We start from the raw sequence: 16,656 nt of genomic DNA on the forward strand, positions 1-16,656 counted from the left end.
TTCTTGCGGTAGCGTTGTTAGTCTCATTTTTAACTTTCCCTGCCGGGAAGTCCCCGCCCGTAAGGGCGGGGATGAAAGGCAGGGAGATAATCTCGCCATATTTCGATTCTTATAGTAAAATAAAGTCATGAAGTATCAATTGGACAAAGGATGCCATGCCGTTTACAGCCTTCGGTTCCACTATGTGGCGTGTACCAAATACAGGCGTAAGGTATTGACACCTGAAATTTCTGGTTTTCTCAAGCAGGTCAACCTAAGCGTAGCGGAAAAATTCGGCGTTCAGATAATCGAACAGGAGACAGACAGGGATCATATCCATATCCTCTTTGCCTCCCAACCTCAAATACAGCTTTCAAAATTCATCAACTCCCTGAAATCTGTTTCGGCGCGGCTGATATTCCGGAAGTTTCCGGAAGTGAAAAAGCAGCTTTGGGGCGGCCATTTCTGGTCGCCCAGCTATTTCCTGGCTACCGTAGGAGAGGTGAAGCTGGAGGATGTCAAACGCTACGTCCAGTCTCAAGGAAACCAGGAACTATAAATTCCGGCTTTATCCTAACAAGGAGCAGGAATCCCTATTGTTGCGCTGGCTGGAAACCTGCCGGTGGATATACAACACCGCCTTGGCCCAGCGAAAAGAAGCCTGGGAACGGGAAAAGAGATCTGTTACCCGGATCGAGCAGCAGGTATGGCTCAAAGAGGCCAAGAAGACGGATGAGCGTCTCCGGGAGATACACTCTCAAGTAGCCCAGGAAGTGTTGTTCAGGGTCGAGAAGGCCTTTGCCGCTTTCTTTCGCCGGGTCAAGAACGGGAAAACGCCGGGCTATCCCCGGTTCAAAGGGAGAGGACGTTATAAATCTATCACCTTCACCCAGTTTGGAGAAGGGAAAGGCGCTTCTTTCCAGGACGGCAAGCTGAGATTATCAAAAATCGGCCTGGTGAAGATAAGGTTACACCGGGAAATACCTGGCACTATCAAGACTGTTACCGTCAAACGAGATGCCGCCGGCAAATGGTGGGCCATTTTTGCCGCAGAAATAGAGCTTGCCCAATCGCAGGCTCATACCGGACCTGCCGCAGGTCTGGATGCTGGTCTGGAAAAGTTCGCGGCCCTTTCAGATGGGAGTATCATTGAAAATCCCAAGTACCTGAGAAAAATGGAAAAACGCCTCAAACATACCCAACGCAACCTTTCCCGCAAGAAGAAAGATTCCCGCAACCGGAAAAAGGCCAGACAAAAGCTGGCCAAGCTGCACGCCAAAGTTTGTAACCAACGAAGGGACTTTTTGCACAAGCAATCCCGCAGGCTGGTGGAAACTTACGGCCTGATTGCTGTTGAGAAGCTAAACATTAAAGGAATGGTCAAAAATCATCACCTAGCCAAGAGCATTTCTGATGCAGGCTGGGGAGAGTTCATGGCTATGCTTGAGTACAAAGCGGCAGAGGCTGGTACTAAGCTGGTCAAAGTGAACCCCTCCGGCACTTCTCAGGTATGCAGCGGGTGTGGAATGGATGTGCCTAAAGAATTATCCGAGCGGACTCATTGCTGCCCTTATTGCGGCCTAATACTCGACCGAGATGTGAACGCCGCCCGGAATATCCTGAAAAAGGCGTTGGCTCTGGAAGCGGCATGATGCTTCCCTACCGTGGGAACCACGGGACGTTACGCCTGTGGAGCTGACCCGTTGGGGTTACGATGAAGCAGGAAACCCTACCGAAGCCCCTCCCTAACCCGGAGGGGTTAGGGAGGGGTAGTTCACTTGGTCTCTGCTTGGGCTATTGGCTGCCCTGATTTCATGAAAGCGATCAGAGCATACCGAAACACGGCCCACCGCGGCCGCGCCTTAGAAGACCTGGTCGAGTTGAGCAACGAACGCTACCGCCAGGCGGGCGTAGCCGTCATCCACCGCGTCCCGGCGGCTTGGCTGCCGATACGGGACGGCCGGGGCCGCATCGTGTCAGCCAAAATAGAGAAAAAGGCGGCCGTAGATTTTATCGGCCACGTCCTCGTGCCGGGCGGGCGTGCTTTGCCCGTGGCGTTCGAGGCCAAAGAAGTGTCGAAGGGGCGGCGGTGGCCGTTGTCGCGGTTGGAAGAACACCAGTACCAATATCTTGCAGATTGCGCCAGGACGGGGGCGGCGGCGTTCGTACTGGTCGCGTTCTGGGAACTTGGACGTTTTTTCATTCTTCCTTTTTCTATCCTGGCGATCAAAGAAGCTGGCCGCCGCAACGGCGGTCCGGCTTCCGTGCGGGCGGAGGAGCAGGGGCTGGTAGAAATTTCTTTCCCCGACTATCTGAAAGCGGTTGTGGAAAGCCCGGAAATCTTCATTTCAACAGATCGGCAAGATGGTTGAGTTCTGCCTCGACTTTTTTCCTATACGCCGCTATCCGCTTGGCGGCAGTTTTGTACACCTGAAGATCTTCGCGTTTGCCGACAACCACTATAAGCACGACCACGGCGTTTTCTTCCACACGGTAAACCACTCTGTACCTTCGTGCCGCCTTCAGCTTGCGCATTCCGCTTAAGTCGAGGCCCGCTTTTTCGCCCAGGGGTTCGCCGTATCCCAGCGGGTCGTCTTCCAGCTTGACGATGGCTTTTAACACCCGTAACTTGACGCTCCGATCCAATTCTTCCATGTCTTTGACGGCTTCCGGCAGCCATTTAATTTTCCATTTCATCGCCGGATGCCTCCGCCAATTCTTCCCGCGTTATCCCAAACCGTTCCAGGACCTCATCCATTTCTAAGAGTCTTTCCGGAGTTTTAGCGTTTTCGGCCAATCTCCGGAGGGCCAAAACCGCCAGGTATAGATCTTCTATCTTTTGTTCTTCACGCAGAAGCTCCCGGTAGTCGTCAAGGTTCAATAGCACCGCTTCGACTTCTTGTTCCCTGGTTACGAAGATCGGCCTTTTCCGCACTTCGTTCAAGTAGGCTCCCAGGTTTTTGCTCAATTTTGAGGATGACACCAATTGGGAAGGGCTGAGGAGAACAGGGTCGTCAATTTCGTGCATCATGATGGTCGTTCAACCCCCTATCAGTTTTCCGTAAACTTAATATGCTTTTCTTGAGGAAATTATAACTCAAATTTAGACCTAAATAAAGCCTTAAAATGGAGGGATAAACTTTATGCAATGCAAATGCCGCCAATCTGACCTGGCCGCCGCTTTGAAGAAAGTAGACGCGGCGGTGTCCCGGAAAAACGTCGTCCCGGCCCTTGCCGGCGTCCTCTTAGAGGCCGGGGAAGATAAGCTCAGGGTCTACGCGACGGACCTGGACGTGGGGGTCGAGGTCTTCGTCCCGGCCGAAGTGTCGGACCCCGGCCAGGCGCTGCCGCCCCACAAAACGTTCAAGGGGCTGGTCGCCAGCCTGCCGGACGGCGAGGTCGAATTGACGGCCGACGAAGCCGCGAACAGGCTGACGCTGTCGCAGGAAAAACGCCGCTATTCTTTCGACATGCTCGACCCTGAAGTTTTTCCGGCCTTTCCGGACGTGGACGGTAGCGAGGCTTTCACGCTGCCGTCCGCGGCGCTCGCCCGGGCGGTGCGGTCCGTCAGCCCGGCCGCCGCCGTAGATCCTTTCCAGGGCGCTTTCGCGTGCGTCCTTTTAGAAAAGGATGCGGAAAAAGAGGTTTTGCGGCTCGTAGCCACGGACCGGCAGCGGCTGGCCGTGGCCGAGGCGCCTTGGTCCGGGCGCGGGGACGGCGAAGCCCCCGTAAACGACGTGCTTTTGCCCGCCGCATCGTCCAAAGCTTTGCTGGACGTTTTGTCCGGCGCCGCCGGCAGCGAACCTAAAGCGGAGCTGCGCTTCAGCGGGAGCTTCGTCGTCGCGCGGACGGACGACGGGAACGGCTTCTTCGCCCGCATGGGCGCCGGGGCGTTTCCGAACTACCGCCTGGTGCTGCCGCAGGATCTCCCGGACCCGATGAGGATCGACGTGGGGGCTTTGAAAAACGCCCTGGAGCGGGCGGCCCTGCTCCTCAGCGGCCAGCCGGGCAAACCTCCCCTGGTCGAGCTCGAAACCGGGGCGGGCATATTGACGGTGTTCGCCCTGGACGACCCTTCCATCTGCCGCGAGGAAATCCCTGTTTCCGGGGACGGGGCGGGCACAGAAACTTCCGTCGCCGCCAACGCCCTTTTCCTTTTGGACGCGGTGCGGCCCCTGGACGGCGAAGTCTTAATTAACCTGCCCGCCGGGCGGGGTCTGATCGTAGTGAGGGACGCCGCAATGAATTATACGCACGCCGTCGCTCCTATCACGGTTTAAATTAAAAGAAAAAGGTGATATGTCTATGATTCGTTACAACCCTTCCGTCAATTCCAAACCCGACGGCTACAGGACTATCCGGCCGCCCAGCGGCCAAGGGGCGTCCGGGTCGGCGCCGTATGGGTCCAGGCCGGTATTTCCGGCACGCCCCGGAAACGGTTGCGTTCCGCCCCGGCGGCCAGCCCGACCGGGTGATCGGCCGGCAGCGGCCCAGCGGCCGCCGTCCCAAAACGGCGGCGGTATATTCCACGCCCGCGTGAGTGCCGCCACGGACCCCGGCAAGGCGGCGGGGTCCGTGGTCAAAGCCCTGCTGGGCGGGCGCCCGGCGGCCGAAGCGGCGGCGTCCGGCGGGGCCGTCGAAAACCTGGGCCGGGCGTTGGGCATCGCCCAGAAATTCGCCGCCGCCCACGGCAAACGGCTGCAGGTGAGGGCGGAAATAAGTTTCGTCGAAGAAGGAGATTAAACCGTGAACCGTATTACTTGGGACGAATTTTTCATGGAGATGGCCCGGCTGGTGGCCCGCCGCTCGACCTGCCTGCGGCGGCAGGTCGGTGCGGTATTAGTCAAGGACAACCGGGCCGTCGCTTCCGGCTACAACGGTCCGCCGTCGGGGATGGCCCACTGCGCCGACCTGGGCGGGTGTTTGCGGGAACAGATGGGCGTGCCTTCGGGCGAGCGGCTGGATATCTGTAGAGCCCTGCACGCCGAGCAGAACGCCATTCTCCAACTTGCGATAACGGGGTTGAGCGGCACGGGCACGACCCTGTACGTGACCCACCACCCGTGCTTCACCTGTGCCAAAATGCTCGCCCAGCTGGGCGTGCGGCGCATCGTCTACGCCGATGGCTACCCTGACGAGTTCGCCGCAAGGTTTTTAGAAAAAACGGGGGTTGAAATATGCCGGTACGTTTCCTCCTGATGGGCAAGGCCGGGGCCGGGAAAGACACCGCGGCCGAATACTTGGTGAGGCGATATGGTTTCCGGCGGTACGCCTTCGCGGACAAGCTCAAAGAGGTCGCCCGCGGCCTTTGGCCGGAGGAATTCGCGGACGGCCGCAAGCCGCGTAGGCTTCTGCAAGAATTGGGCACGGCGGTCCGGGGCATCGACCCTCTGGTCTGGGTGCGCTGCGTCTTCCGGCAGATGGAAGCCGAAAACCCGGCCAGGGCAGTGATCACGGACGGCCGGCTGCTCAACGAATACCGTGCCTGCCGGGAGGCGGGCTTTACGGTGATCAGGATAGATTGCCCGGATCAGGTGCGGATGGACCGGCTGCTGCTCCGCGACGGCGTGCCGCTGTGCCGAGAAGAAACTTCCCACGCCACCGAGCGGGAAATCGAATTGGCGGAGCCGGATTTCATCTTGGACAACAGCGGCAGCACGGACGACTTATATCGTCAAATCGTAGACCTCATGTGGCGGCTGAAAATCGATCTGGTGGAGGACAGCGAGAACGGCCATCCGCAGGGCGGGCGGAGAACCGTCAGCCCGGCCCTCGGGCACGCCCTCGATGCCGCGGCGGCGGCCGTAGAAAAAATACGCGCCGCGGGGCCGGGCGGCCTGGAGTGGGCCGTCCGGGAATTGGAATCCGCGTGCCACCGGGTGCGGTGCGCGTGCAATACGGCCCGGCTGTTCAATTCATAGAAAGGCAGGTTCGCGAAATGTCCGACTTTCTGCTTACCCTCACGCCCAACGCCCGCCTCATCTTGGAGAAGCGTTATTTGCGGAAGGACGCGGGCGGCAGCGTGGTCGAGACGCCGGAAGAAATGTTCCGCCGCGTCGCCCGCAACGTGGCGGCGGTGGACACCCTCTACCGGCCGGACGTCTACCGTCCCTGGACGGACCTTTCCCTGCTCCCCGGCGGCGCCGCGCACCAGGACGACACGTGCCCGCCGGAATGGCTCGAAAAAGGGTATGCGCGTTTTTCCGTTTACGACGTCCGCACCCTCCACCGGGCGTACCGGCGGCTGAACGCCGAGGGGCGCATGGTCGTGCCGTTTACGGCCGTGGTCGAGCGGGCCGCCGCCGACGAAGGCTTAAAGGCGGCGGAAGACGAGCTTTACGGCATGATGGCCCGGCTGGAGTTTTTGTTCAACTCGCCCACCCTGATGAACGCCGGCACGGAGCTCCAGCAGCTTTCCGCCTGTTTCGTCTTGCCGGTCGAAGATTCGATGGAAGGCATCTTCGAAAGCCTCAAAAACGCGGCCATCATCCAGAAGACCGGCGGCGGCGTGGGTTATGCCTTCTCCCGTCTCCGACCGAAGGGCGATACGGTCAAAAGCACGGGCGGCGAGGCGTCCGGCCCGGTGTCGTTCATGCGGGTCTTCGACGCCGCGGCGGAAGCTGTGGAGCAGGGCGGCAAGCGGCGCGGCGCGAACATGGGTGTGCTCCGTGTGGACCACCCCTCTATCGAAGAATTCATAACCTGTAAACTCACGCCAGGCGAGTTCGAGAATTTCAACATATCGGTCGGCCTCACGGAAGAGTTCATGGCGGCCCTGCGGGAAGGGCGGGAATACGCCCTGGTCAACCCGCGCACCGGGGAAGAGGCGCGGCGGGTTTCCGCCAGGAAGATCTTCGACATGATCGTGGACGCGGCGTGGCGGAGCGGCGAGCCGGGCGTCCTCTTCCTGGACAGGATCAACGCGGCCAACCCCACACCATGGCTGGGGGAGATAGAGGGCACGAACCCGTGCTGGACGGGCGACACCAGGGTGTGGACGATCTACGGGCCGATAAAGTTCGAAGATATGGTGGGGAACACCCTGCCGGTTTTGACGAAGACGGACGACGGCCAGCTCACTTTTAAACCGATGACCGACATCCGCATGACCCGCCGGCGGGCTCAAGTGATGGAGGTCCGCTTGAGCAACGGGGCCGCGCTCCGGTGCACGCCCGACCACAACCTCTTTTTGAAAGGCGGCCGGAAGGTCCAGGCGAAGGACCTCAAGCCCGGCGACAGGCTGGAAGCGTGCGGCCGCTACAAAGTTTACAAAGGACCGTTAAAAACGTCGCCCGTATTCCAGCAGGTAATCGACCCCGACATCGACCTGTCGGTGGTGTCGGTGAGGTACCTCGAAGGGGAATTTCCGGTCTACAACGGCGTGGTGGCAGGGACGCACCGCTACTACGTCATGACGGGCGAAAGCGACAACGAGGCCGTCCTGTCGGCAAACTGCGGCGAAACCCCTCTGCTCCCCTACGAGAGCTGCAATCTCGGTTCGGTCAACCTGGCCCGCATGGTGAAAGACGCGGGCGGCGGCAGGTGGGAAATCGATTGGGCGAAGCTAGGGCGTACCGTCAGGGCGGCCGTCCGCTACCTGGACAACGTGATCGACGCCAACCGGTATCCCCTCCCCGAGATAGAGCGGGCGACCCTGCTGACCCGCAAGGTCGGCCTGGGCGTGATGGGGTTCGCCGACCTTCTCTTTTACCTGGGCGTGCCCTACGACTCAGACGAGGCGGTCAACCTGGCCCGGAAAATAATGCGTTATATCAGCGGCGAAGCCAGGGAAGCGTCGCTGGCGCTGGCGGCGGAACGCGGCCCGTGCCCGGCTTTTGCCATGGGGCCGGGGGGCGGCGGGGGCGGCCTTGCCCGCAACGCCACCCTGACCACCATAGCTCCCACCGGGAGCATCAGCGTGATCGCGGGCGCGAGCTCCGGCATCGAACCGGCCTTCGCCCTGGCGTACACCCGGAACGTGGCGGGGGTCGGCAAAATAGCGGAAGTCAACCCAGCGTTCGCGGCGGCCGTGAGGCGGCGGTTTCCGCGGGAAGAGGCGGAGGCGCTGCTGGAGAAAGTTTCCGAGACCGGCCGCCTTTCCAGCGTGCCCGGCGTGCCGGACGATTTGAGGCGGGTCTTCGTGACCGCCCACGAAATAGCCCCCGAGTGGCACGTCCGCATGCAAGCGGCTTTCCAGGAATTCACCGACAACGCCGTTTCCAAGACGGTCAACCTGCCCGCTTTCGCCGCCAGGGAAGACGTGGCGAAGGTGTACCTCACGGCCTACGAGCTAGGCTGCAAGGGCGTGACGGTCTACCGCGAAGGCAGCCGGGGTGAGGCGGTACTGTCGGCGGGCGCCGCGGCGTCCGAACCTGGCGGCGCGGGGGAGAAGGACGGGGCGGCTGTCTCCTGGGACGGCGGCCGCACGTCCGGGGCGGGGCGGCGGCAGCGCGTCTACCCCGCGCCGCGGCCCCAACGGACGGTCGGCTTCACGGAACAGGAGAAGACGGGCTGCGGAAAGATATACATCACGGTCAACCGCGACCCGGCCACGGGCGAGATGGTAGAGACGTTCATCACCACCGGCTCGTCCGGCGGCTGCGCAGCCTACACCGAGGGCGTGAGCAGGCTCGTCTCCCTGGCCCTCCGTTCCGGCGTGGCGCCGGAAGCCATAGCCGACCAGCTCACGTCGGTCGTCTGTCCCAATTTCGTCCGGCGGCGGGCGGAAGACCCGTCCGTCCGGGGCAAGTCGTGCCCGGACGTGATCGGGCGGGCGCTGCTCCGGGAAATGAACGCTCGGCCGGTGCCGGCGGAGGATCAAAGTCAAATAAAGTCAAACGATGCATTGAACGGTAATAGCGAGTTTTCCTCCTGTCCCGAATGCGGCGCGCCGCTGCTCTTCCAGGAAGGCTGCCTGGTGTGCCGGAGCTGCGGGTTCAGCAAATGCGGTTAAAAAAGCGCTGCGGGTCCAGGTTTTTGCGCCCCGGTCGGGAGAGGTTTCCCGGCCGGGTTTTTTTTATTTTTTAAGGAAAAGTGGGAGGGGATGGCGGCCTTGTTTTCTAAAGTTCGCGCATGGGCGCAGATGGGCTTTGCGGCCGCTGGTTACCTGGTCCTGGCCGTTGTTTTCACGTTTGTTTTGACCTGTGTTTTGTCCACCGCCCCGCCGGGCATTGCCGCGCCCGCATCCCGGGAAAGAGCGTTTTTCTGGCTGCTCTGCGCCGCGGCGGGCTGCGCGGGCGCGGCGGCAATTTGGCTGTCGTTCCGCGGCGAAACTGGCGGCGCGGGCGGGGCGGGGGGAGATCCCCTAATTAGGGATTTCCACGATTGCGTAGCCCGCCTCGCCGCTCTGGAGACGGAGCTTCGCGAAGCCCCGCCCGAGGCGGCGGACGCGGTGATGGGGGCGATTTTCGCCGAAAGGGAACGGATGGGGTTCCTGTTGCGGGAAATGCGGGCGGCGGGGGTTAAAAATAAGGTTTGGAACAATTGCCACAAAAGGAACGAAGCAGTCTAATGTTTGTCACATTTGGAATCTTTTTTCCTTCATCCCGGAAGAAAAAGCCCTTCCGGGTCTTTTTTTTTCCGGGGGTGAAGCCTTCGTGCCGCTGAAATTCATCGATTTCTGCTGCGGGGCGGGCGGGCTGTCGCTGGGCTTTAAGATGGCTGGCATGGAGCCCGTCTGGGCCGCCGACAGCGACCCGGTGGCGGTGGAGACCTATAACAAGAACGTCGGCCCCCACGTCGTGGTCGCGGATTTGAAAAAGCTCGACCCGAAAGACATCCCGGAAGCCGACGTCTGGGCCGCAGGCATACCGTGCCAGAGCTGGAGCCTGGCCGGAAAGCGCCGCGGGGCGGAAGACGAGCGCAACCTCTTCCCCGATTTCCTGCGCCTGATCGAGGCGAAGAGGCCGCCCTGGGTGGTCGTCGAGAACGTGCCGGGCCTTTTGTCCTGGGGCGGCGGCCGCTATTTCGCCTGGGTTGTGGGGAGGCTTAAAGAAATGGGCTACGCGGTACGGTACGCCGTCCTCGACGCCGCCAGGTACGGCGTGCCGCAGTTCCGCCGCCGCGTGTTCATCGTGGGGAACCTGGCCGGGCGGGATTTCGCATTCCCGCCGCCGACCCACGGCTCGCCGGCGGAAGCGGCCCAGGGACGCCTCTTTGGGCCGCCGCTGAAACCCTGGGTCACGGTGGCGGAGGCACTAGGGTTCGACGCATTACTCCCGGTTGTCCGGCAGCCGGAGACCTCCAAGGCCAACAACCCTGTCTATTCCACAGACGGGCGGTCGTCACGCTCGGTCACGGGAGAACCCCAGGTATTCCTTTCGCTCCCTTCGCGGCCCGTCACGGCGACGGAATACAAAGGCGCGACCCCGAAAGGCAACAACCGGGCCAGCGACATCCTGAGCGCCTTGTACAGCCCGGCGGCCGCCGTGCGGTGCGGGGGAGGGCCGCGGAACGACGGCCGGAGGCTGGAGCAGAACTATATACCTTCCCTGGAGCTGCTGCCCCCGGAACAGGCCGCCCGGGTGCGGGTGCTTGAGCCCGACGCCCCCTCCGTCTGCATCAAGCCGCGCTCCCCGCACGGCGGCAGCCCGCAGAACGGCGAACCGTGCCTGCTCTGGGTGGACGAGATACCCCACGATGGCACGCCGCGGGTCTTCGACGTGACCGCTAGGCCCTCACCGTGCGTAGACGCCAGGCAGGGCGGCAGGCCGAAGCTCGCCGTGGTGTCGAAGCGGGCGAGAAGTGCCTCTCCGGTCGACATGCCGAGCGTCACGGTGGCGGCGGACGGGCGGGAGTCCTTCGCCGCGGGATTTCCGGCGGACAGACCAGCACAAACGCTGGACCACACCGGGGAGTTGCACCGCCCCGGGCGGCACGACGCCCCGGATTCTTGGGGGAAGGCCGCTACCCGGGTGCGGCGGCTCACGGTCCGGGAATGCGCGCGTCTCCAATCGTTCCCCGACTGGTTCGAGTTCTGCGGCGGCAAGACCGCCCAATACCGCCAGGTCGGCAACGCCGTGCCCCCGCTTCTCGCGTGGCATATAGCGAACGCGGTGTTGGCGGCGGCGGGGGAGAGGGGGAGGGACGTGCCGGACGTGTTGAAATTCTACGTCGAGGTGGTCTGATGTCGCCGAAACTGAAAGAAACCGACCTTTTCGGGCCTGTAAAATCCTGGCTCCAGGAGCAGGGGTACGAGGTTTATTCTGAAGTGTGGCCGGAGTTGTATACGTCAAAACGGGCGGATGTAGTGGCCCTCAAAGACGGCACGGCGGCAATCGTCGAATTGAAAACCAGCCTGACGCTGGACCTCGTCGCCCAGGGGGCGGCGTGGCAGGAAAAGGCTAATTGCATTTACCTGGCCGTCCCTATGCGAAAACGGATTAACCACCAAGTCGACAGGCTTTTAGAAAGGCTCGGTCTGGGCCTCCTCGAAGTCTCGTTTGAATGGGGCACCTGGGTACGGGAAACCGTCGAGCCGGAATCCCGGCCCGTTGCGGGGATAGATTGGCGTCAGGTAGTCACGGAAGCCCACAAGACCGGCCCGCCGGGCGGGCACGCGGGCGGGGGGTACGTCACCGAATACAAATTGATGATGTCCCGCGTGCGGCAGTTTATCGAGCAACACCCGGAAGGTATAAGTATTGACGTTATCCTGCAAAACTGCCCGACCTACTACCGTCATCCCAAACGGTCGCTCACCAACGCCCTTCAGAAAATCGAAAAGGGCTGGTGCGAAAGTTTCGAGGTGGACGGTCAAATATTTTTCAAGCCAAAAAACAAAAAGGAGTGACGCTGATACATGGACGTATTAAAAGTCTCCGCTTCCACCGACCCTTCCAAACTCTCCGGCGCTATCTCGGCCGCAATCCGGGGCTCCGGAGAGGTGGCCGTGACGGCCATGGGCGCCAAAGCCGTGTTCAACGCTGTGCGCGGCATAACCATCGCCCGCGGGCGGGCGCTGGTGGAAGGCACGGATTTCGACGTAAAATTCACGTTTCACCCCCTGCGGTTGGATGGGGGAGACAGGGAGCGTTCAGCGATCAAGTTCGTCGTCAAAAAAGTCGACGCGGCGGCCGGATAGGCCGCCTTTCTTTTTGAAGAAAGGTGGTGATTTCCGTGATCCTGAAATCCTTCTCCGACCTGCGGCCGCTCATATTCAAGGTGACCCCCCACGCCGTCCAGCGTTTCCGGGAGCGGGTGGACCCCGGGATGAGCGACGACCAGATAGCCGATTTTTTGTTTGAGGCGTGGAGGGAAGCCCGCCCGCTGGGCCGCTACATCAAGGGCGGGGGGCGGTACGCCGGCCGGGGCGTGGTCTTCGGCGTCGACCGCCGCGGCGGGGTGACGACCGTCGTGACGGTGCACGGGAAGGAGGAGGAATTTATCTGGAACCGCGAAACGTTCCGCCGGGCGGCGGCGAAGGGGGTGCTGAGGTGGCGTTGAGAATTTTTGGTAAAGGAGTGGTCTTTTATGCGGTTCAAATCCAATCTGTCAAAAGCGGCGTTGTTTCTGGTTATTTGCTTCCTGGTCGGGACCTGGGCCGTTTTCGTCGGCCAGGGCATTGAGGCATACGCCGCCGGCAGCGGCGATCCGGCCGTCTACTACCGCCACGCCGCCCTGGAAGGCAGGGTCATAACCTACGACCCGGACCGCGACCTCTTCATCGTCTTCGGCTCTTACAAAGTCGATGCCGGGGACGGGTGGCAGATGGTCAATTCCAGCAAGTTCCACCGCGTCCGGCCGGCGAACGACGCCGTGCGGCAATTCCTGCTCGGCCGGCTGGACCAGGGTGCCCGCATCCTCGGCTCATACGAAGCCTGGGCCGGGCAATCGGAAGAAGTCTTCGACGGCACGACCGCCGTACCGCTGGACCAGGCGCCGGCGTCACCGGTGTGGTACGCTTTCGGCAAAACTATAAGGCCGGAGCGGATCGCCAAGTTCAACCTCTTCACGGCCAACGATTTCGTGCGGGTGCTGGCCGGGCTGAAGGACGCCCTGGCCGCCGGGGGGTTCAACCTGCCGCCGGACCGCTGCTTGACAGCCGGAGAAATCGCGGATTTGAAAACGAGGGTCGAAAATCCGGCGTCCGATGCCGACCGTGCCCTCTTGCGAAACGTCCGGTCGTGGTGGGAAAATAACTGGAACCTCAAATGGGCCGTCGAGAAAAACACGCGGGCTTATAACGAGCTCGCGGCCAGCGTCGGCGGCTCCACCTTTTACGCCGGGCGGCTGGGGGTGTCCAATTGCTACATCATGTCCGCCCCGGTGACCAGAAAAGATATCGACGCTTTTATGGCTGCGGCGAAAGAGGGTTCGGGCGTGGCCGACCGGGAAGAGCCGGTGGCCATGTTCGCCCGCGTGACGGCGGAGCGGGACAGGACGGGCCGGATCACCGCCCTCTACGCTTCCGGGCCGCTTTTCGTGAACCCCTACGCCCTGATCTACGACGGCATCAAGAACAACGCCGCCCCGGCCGAAAGGTGGCGGCTGGAAGGCTGGGACCAAACCCGGGCGGAACAGCTCGACGGCCGCTGGGTCTGGATGGAGGGCCGGACGGTTTTAGTCCGGGACGATAAAGGGAACGTCGTCGACCGCTACCTGGCCCTGGGCGAGAATCTGACGCAGGATGAGTTTAACACGGTCCTCGATTTGAACCGCGAATTGATCGGCGATGGGGGTATTTAGGATGCGGCGGTTGGTTCAGATTTTTTGGGAAGGACAAGGTGGGGAAGGCAATTGTTAGAGATCGGTCTTTCCTTGCTTTTCCTTTTTCTGCTAATCTACTTTTTGCCAACCATGATAACATTTTCTAAAAACGGCAAGGATAAATTCGTAATTTTGGCCATCAATTTGTTTTTAGGATGGACAATCTTCGGTTGGCTGTTTTCTTTGGTGCTCGCATGTACCGATATGCCGGCGCCGAAAAGCCCAAAAGAATGATACCGTACAGGAGTTGATCATTCATGCCGCCATTTTTATTCCGCCGCATAGCCGCGGGCGTTGTCTGGTGCCTCCTGATCCTTTCGCTCCTCTTTTCCGTCCGCGCTTCCGTCTTCGCGGCCAGGGCCTACAACACCCTGGCCGCCAAGGCTTACACCCCTGACGAAGCGTCTTTACGCGAGTCCGTAGCCGAGACGGCCCGGCAATTCGCCGTCGAATGGGCGACCTGGCTGGGCGACCCTGACGAGTACGCGAAAAGGCTGTCGGCTTTCCTTTCCGACCCTTCGGCGGCGCCGCTCCCCCAGGGCGTCCAGCGGGCGGTCGCGGCGTCCGCCGTCTCCGTGCGGCAAGAAAGCCCGGACGCGTGGCGCGTCAATGTCGTCCTCCACGTGGAAAGGCTGGTCAAGCTGCCGCAGGCCGACGCCTACAGCGTGCCGCCCGCCCTGCGGGCAGCCGAAGCGCCCGCCTCGGCGCCGCAGCCCCAGGCCGCCCAAGGACAGCCGCAGCAGCAGGCTGAAGTTCCGGTGTGGCGCGCCGCCGTTATGCAGGTTGAAATACCCGTCCGGACGGTTGGGGGCAAAGCCGCCGTAGCCGGGCTCCCGGCCGTCGTCCCGCTCGCCCGGGGGCAGGGGAAAGCCTCCGCGCCCCAGGGCTTCGGCGACGCCGCCCCGGACAACCTGGCGGCGTTCGTGAACCAGTTTCTCGACCTCTACTATTCCGGCGGCAACGTGCAGAATTTCGTCGCGGACGGCTCCGGCGTCGTGCCGCTCGGCGGGTGGAAGCTCCAGAGTGTGGGGCAGATCAGGGTGGACAGCAGGGAAAACCCGTCGAAGGCCCTGGTGGAGTGTGAGGTGTCGGCCCCTGGCGTCACGGCGGTGAAGCAGAGGCTCGTGCTCGACCTGGCAGTCTCCGGGGGGCGGTTCTTGGTGAAGGGGCTGAAGGCGGCCAGCCAGTAAGGTTAAAACCGTCGAGCCGTATCTTTATTGCCGGGAAAATAGCGCCCGGCTTTTTTTTAAATTGAAAGGAGGTGCCTTTAGGCCGTGTTCAAACGTCTTTCCACCCTCATCGCCACGGTGGCGCTGTTCGCCGCCACCGCCCTGCCCGCCTATGCGGACGTCGACATCGACGCTACCCTCACCAAAGGCATCGGGACGGTCCAGAAGGCTTTTGTCCTCGTGCTCTTGGTGGCCGCCATTTACAAGTTTTTCCGGCACGCCCTGGTGCAAGCCATCTTGCTCGTCTTAATCGGCGGTATCGTCTACGCCGCGCTGGACCAGACCGTATTGACAGCAATCGGCAACGGCATACTGCATTTCATCGGGGCGAAATAACGCGGGGGCCATCGGCCCCCATGCTGTGCGGGTACGGCAAGTCCCCTCTTCGCCGGGGACGAGGCCGCGCCCGTTTTTTTTTAAAGGCCAGGAAAGGAGCTGATGCGCCGTGTCGCCGGTGGACGACGCCCGCGTCTTCAGCAGTTATCGCTCGCTGTTCAACATTAAATATAAGATTTACAACCTGGGCGATTGGACGCTGCCGTTTCCCATGCCCCTCGACGCCCTGGTCGTCTTTTCCGCCCTTATCGTCCCCGCGGGGTTTGTCGCCAAGCCGTTAGCTTTCCTGCTGGGCATGCCGACCCTGGCGGCCGCCCTGGCGCTCGACGTAGCACTCACCTATCTGCTCATGCAGTGGGACCCCCAGGGCAAGATGCTGCCCGTTTTCCTGGCCGAGGTCCTGGCGTTTTTCGTCCGGCCCAAAAAGCGGGCGTTCGGCGGGGGCGTGCTGTGGTTGAAGAAAGAGAGGGTGAAATGGGAGATGGAAGATATTAGTTAAAAATAAGGAAGGATTTGATCATCATGTGGCATGAAGAACTTTTCCGGGAAAACACCTATGCCCTAATCGTGGCCGTGGCCGGGGACGGCACGAAGATCTACCGCCCGGTCAACGATAAAAGCCTACGCGGTACGGTGGAAGAGATTTTGAAAAAACATCCTGACGCCCGGTTCCGTCTGTTTTCCCACGACTACGACTGGAGCGTATTTAAAGGCTTAGTGCCGAGGGAACGAGTTTATTGATCCCCGCCTCTTTAGCCGTGGGAAGCATCAGAGACCTAGCAATATCTTTAATCTTGCTTCTACGCCTGATAAGGTAGCGGGCGTGACGACGCCCCATTTTTCAATTAACCTTTCTTTGGTGATTGACCGTACATCTTCACATTTAATGAAACTTACATTTTTAACCCCGCCTTCCGGGGGTTCGATTTTGACATGGAAAGGTATGCCTTTTTGTCGCGTAGTTAAAGGAACGACGACTACCAGCCCTGCGGGTCCGTGGTTAAAGAGATCTACCGAAATGATTAGAGCGGGGCGAGTGCCGATTTGTTCGTGCCCGCGACCAGGATTGAGATCCACTAGCCAGATTTCGCCCCGGCAAGGTTCGATTTCCATCCAAGATCACTCCTTATCCAGCCCGTCACCCAACGTGAAACTCCAAGCTTCTCTTTCTTCTTGCTCCGCTTTCCACTCGTCAGGGTTAGATTTTAAAGCCGCAAAAGCTTCGTTGGCTTTTTCGAGAAAGCGCTGGCGTTTATACGCTTCCAACGCTTTCAAGAGGATTTCTTGCCGTGATTCGCCGGTAAAAATGGCGATTTCTTTAAGTATTTCCAAGGCTTGTTCTGAGATTCGCGTCATCGGCATAGATCTCACCTCCAGTCTTAAGTATACGTTTTTGATAACAATA

General features: G+C 60.8%; 23 protein-coding genes. 19 read left to right on the forward strand and 4 right to left on the reverse strand.

The annotated features are described in order from the left end of the window. Window positions 1-127: 127 nt before the first annotated feature. From tnpA to FLZ89_RS14085, 3 genes are all read left to right on the forward strand, one after another. Window positions 128-538, forward strand: coding sequence for an IS200/IS605 family transposase (gene tnpA, locus FLZ89_RS14075; protein ID WP_141264488.1), 411 nt, complete (start codon window positions 128-130; stop codon window positions 536-538). Between the two features lie 37 nt (window positions 539-575). Further along, window positions 576-1,631 (forward strand): RNA-guided endonuclease InsQ/TnpB family protein, encoded by a 1,056-nt coding sequence (locus FLZ89_RS14080; protein ID WP_253256499.1) that lies wholly within the window; start codon window positions 576-578, stop codon window positions 1,629-1,631. Between the two features lie 162 nt (window positions 1,632-1,793). Beyond that, a complete protein-coding gene (locus FLZ89_RS14085; RefSeq protein WP_141305188.1) occupies window positions 1,794-2,351 on the forward strand; it encodes a Holliday junction resolvase RecU in 558 nt (185 codons plus the stop codon). On the opposite strand, the gene FLZ89_RS14090 is transcribed toward FLZ89_RS14085, so the two are convergent. Then, the gene (locus tag FLZ89_RS14090; RefSeq protein ID WP_141264565.1) at window positions 2,323-2,676 is read right to left on the reverse strand and encodes a type II toxin-antitoxin system RelE family toxin; all 354 of its coding nucleotides are present in this window, start codon (window positions 2,674-2,676) and stop codon (window positions 2,323-2,325) included. The two genes, FLZ89_RS14085 and FLZ89_RS14090, sit on opposite strands and share 29 nt — an antisense overlap. Next, on the reverse strand, window positions 2,660-3,010 hold the full coding sequence (locus tag FLZ89_RS14095; RefSeq protein ID WP_141264564.1) for a type II toxin-antitoxin system Phd/YefM family antitoxin: 351 nt from the start codon (window positions 3,008-3,010) through the stop codon (window positions 2,660-2,662). Before FLZ89_RS14095 ends, FLZ89_RS14090 begins: the two co-directional genes overlap by 17 nt. Window positions 3,011-3,122: 112 nt before the next feature. On the opposite strand from FLZ89_RS14095, the gene dnaN reads away from it, so the two are divergent. The 16 genes from dnaN (at window position 3,123) to FLZ89_RS14175 (ending at window position 15,992) form a co-directional block, all read left to right on the forward strand. Continuing rightward, window positions 3,123-4,259: a DNA polymerase III subunit beta gene (dnaN, locus tag FLZ89_RS14100; RefSeq protein WP_141264563.1), complete on the forward strand. Its 1,137-nt coding sequence runs from the start codon at window positions 3,123-3,125 to the stop codon at window positions 4,257-4,259. 25 nt (window positions 4,260-4,284) lie between these two features. After that, window positions 4,285-4,722, forward strand: coding sequence for a hypothetical protein (locus FLZ89_RS14105; RefSeq protein WP_141264562.1), 438 nt, complete (start codon window positions 4,285-4,287; stop codon window positions 4,720-4,722). Between the two features lie 3 nt (window positions 4,723-4,725). Beyond that, window positions 4,726-5,178 (forward strand): deoxycytidylate deaminase, encoded by a 453-nt coding sequence (locus tag FLZ89_RS14110; protein WP_141264561.1) that lies wholly within the window; start codon window positions 4,726-4,728, stop codon window positions 5,176-5,178. Next, a complete protein-coding gene (locus FLZ89_RS14115; RefSeq protein WP_141264560.1) occupies window positions 5,157-5,900 on the forward strand; it encodes an AAA family ATPase in 744 nt (247 codons plus the stop codon). Before FLZ89_RS14110 ends, FLZ89_RS14115 begins: the two co-directional genes overlap by 22 nt. Window positions 5,901-5,917: 17 nt before the next feature. Then, window positions 5,918-8,932, forward strand: coding sequence for a ribonucleotide reductase N-terminal alpha domain-containing protein (locus tag FLZ89_RS14120; protein WP_141264559.1), 3,015 nt, complete (start codon window positions 5,918-5,920; stop codon window positions 8,930-8,932). Between the two features lie 90 nt (window positions 8,933-9,022). Then, entirely contained in the window at window positions 9,023-9,490 is a 468-nt protein-coding gene (locus FLZ89_RS14125; RefSeq protein ID WP_141305189.1) for a hypothetical protein, read from the forward strand. Between the two features lie 85 nt (window positions 9,491-9,575). Then, a complete protein-coding gene (locus FLZ89_RS14130) occupies window positions 9,576-11,105 on the forward strand; it encodes a DNA cytosine methyltransferase (RefSeq protein ID WP_141264557.1) in 1,530 nt (509 codons plus the stop codon). Continuing rightward, on the forward strand, window positions 11,105-11,770 hold the full coding sequence (locus FLZ89_RS14135) for a hypothetical protein (RefSeq protein ID WP_141264556.1): 666 nt from the start codon (window positions 11,105-11,107) through the stop codon (window positions 11,768-11,770). Before FLZ89_RS14130 ends, FLZ89_RS14135 begins: the two co-directional genes overlap by 1 nt. A 9-nt stretch (window positions 11,771-11,779) precedes the next feature. Continuing rightward, complete coding sequence (locus tag FLZ89_RS14140) at window positions 11,780-12,061, forward strand: stage V sporulation protein S (RefSeq protein WP_141264555.1); 282 nt, start codon at window positions 11,780-11,782, stop codon at window positions 12,059-12,061. 35 nt (window positions 12,062-12,096) lie between these two features. Further along, window positions 12,097-12,423, forward strand: coding sequence for a hypothetical protein (locus FLZ89_RS14145; protein ID WP_141264554.1), 327 nt, complete (start codon window positions 12,097-12,099; stop codon window positions 12,421-12,423). 27 nt (window positions 12,424-12,450) lie between these two features. Next, window positions 12,451-13,665 carry a hypothetical protein gene (locus FLZ89_RS14150; protein WP_141264553.1) on the forward strand — a complete coding sequence of 405 codons (1,215 nt, stop codon included), beginning with the start codon at window positions 12,451-12,453 and terminating at the stop codon, window positions 13,663-13,665. Window positions 13,666-13,716: 51 nt separating this feature from the next. Then, window positions 13,717-13,920, forward strand: coding sequence for a superinfection immunity protein (locus tag FLZ89_RS14155; RefSeq protein ID WP_216363907.1), 204 nt, complete (start codon window positions 13,717-13,719; stop codon window positions 13,918-13,920). A 23-nt stretch (window positions 13,921-13,943) separates the two neighbouring features. Beyond that, window positions 13,944-14,876: a conjugal transfer protein gene (locus FLZ89_RS14160; protein WP_141264552.1), complete on the forward strand. Its 933-nt coding sequence runs from the start codon at window positions 13,944-13,946 to the stop codon at window positions 14,874-14,876. Between the two features lie 84 nt (window positions 14,877-14,960). Beyond that, the gene (locus tag FLZ89_RS14165) at window positions 14,961-15,251 is read left to right on the forward strand and encodes a hypothetical protein (protein ID WP_141264551.1); all 291 of its coding nucleotides are present in this window, start codon (window positions 14,961-14,963) and stop codon (window positions 15,249-15,251) included. Between the two features lie 118 nt (window positions 15,252-15,369). Continuing rightward, entirely contained in the window at window positions 15,370-15,750 is a 381-nt protein-coding gene (locus tag FLZ89_RS14170; protein WP_172613638.1) for a TcpE family conjugal transfer membrane protein, read from the forward strand. Window positions 15,751-15,773: 23 nt separating this feature from the next. Continuing rightward, a complete protein-coding gene (locus FLZ89_RS14175; protein ID WP_141264549.1) occupies window positions 15,774-15,992 on the forward strand; it encodes a hypothetical protein in 219 nt (72 codons plus the stop codon). Window positions 15,993-16,019: 27 nt separating this feature from the next. Here the strand turns inward: FLZ89_RS14175 and FLZ89_RS14180 are convergent, their stop codons facing one another. Continuing rightward, window positions 16,020-16,364 carry a type II toxin-antitoxin system PemK/MazF family toxin gene (locus FLZ89_RS14180; RefSeq protein WP_141264548.1) on the reverse strand — a complete coding sequence of 115 codons (345 nt, stop codon included), beginning with the start codon at window positions 16,362-16,364 and terminating at the stop codon, window positions 16,020-16,022. A 6-nt stretch (window positions 16,365-16,370) separates the two neighbouring features. After that, a complete protein-coding gene (locus FLZ89_RS14185; RefSeq protein WP_141264547.1) occupies window positions 16,371-16,613 on the reverse strand; it encodes a toxin-antitoxin system protein in 243 nt (80 codons plus the stop codon). Between the last annotated feature and the right edge of the window lie 43 nt (window positions 16,614-16,656).

The sequence above is a fragment of the Moorella sp. E306M genome, assembly GCF_006538385.1.
Taxonomy (GTDB): domain Bacteria; phylum Bacillota; class DSM-521; order Neomoorellales; family Neomoorellaceae; genus Neomoorella.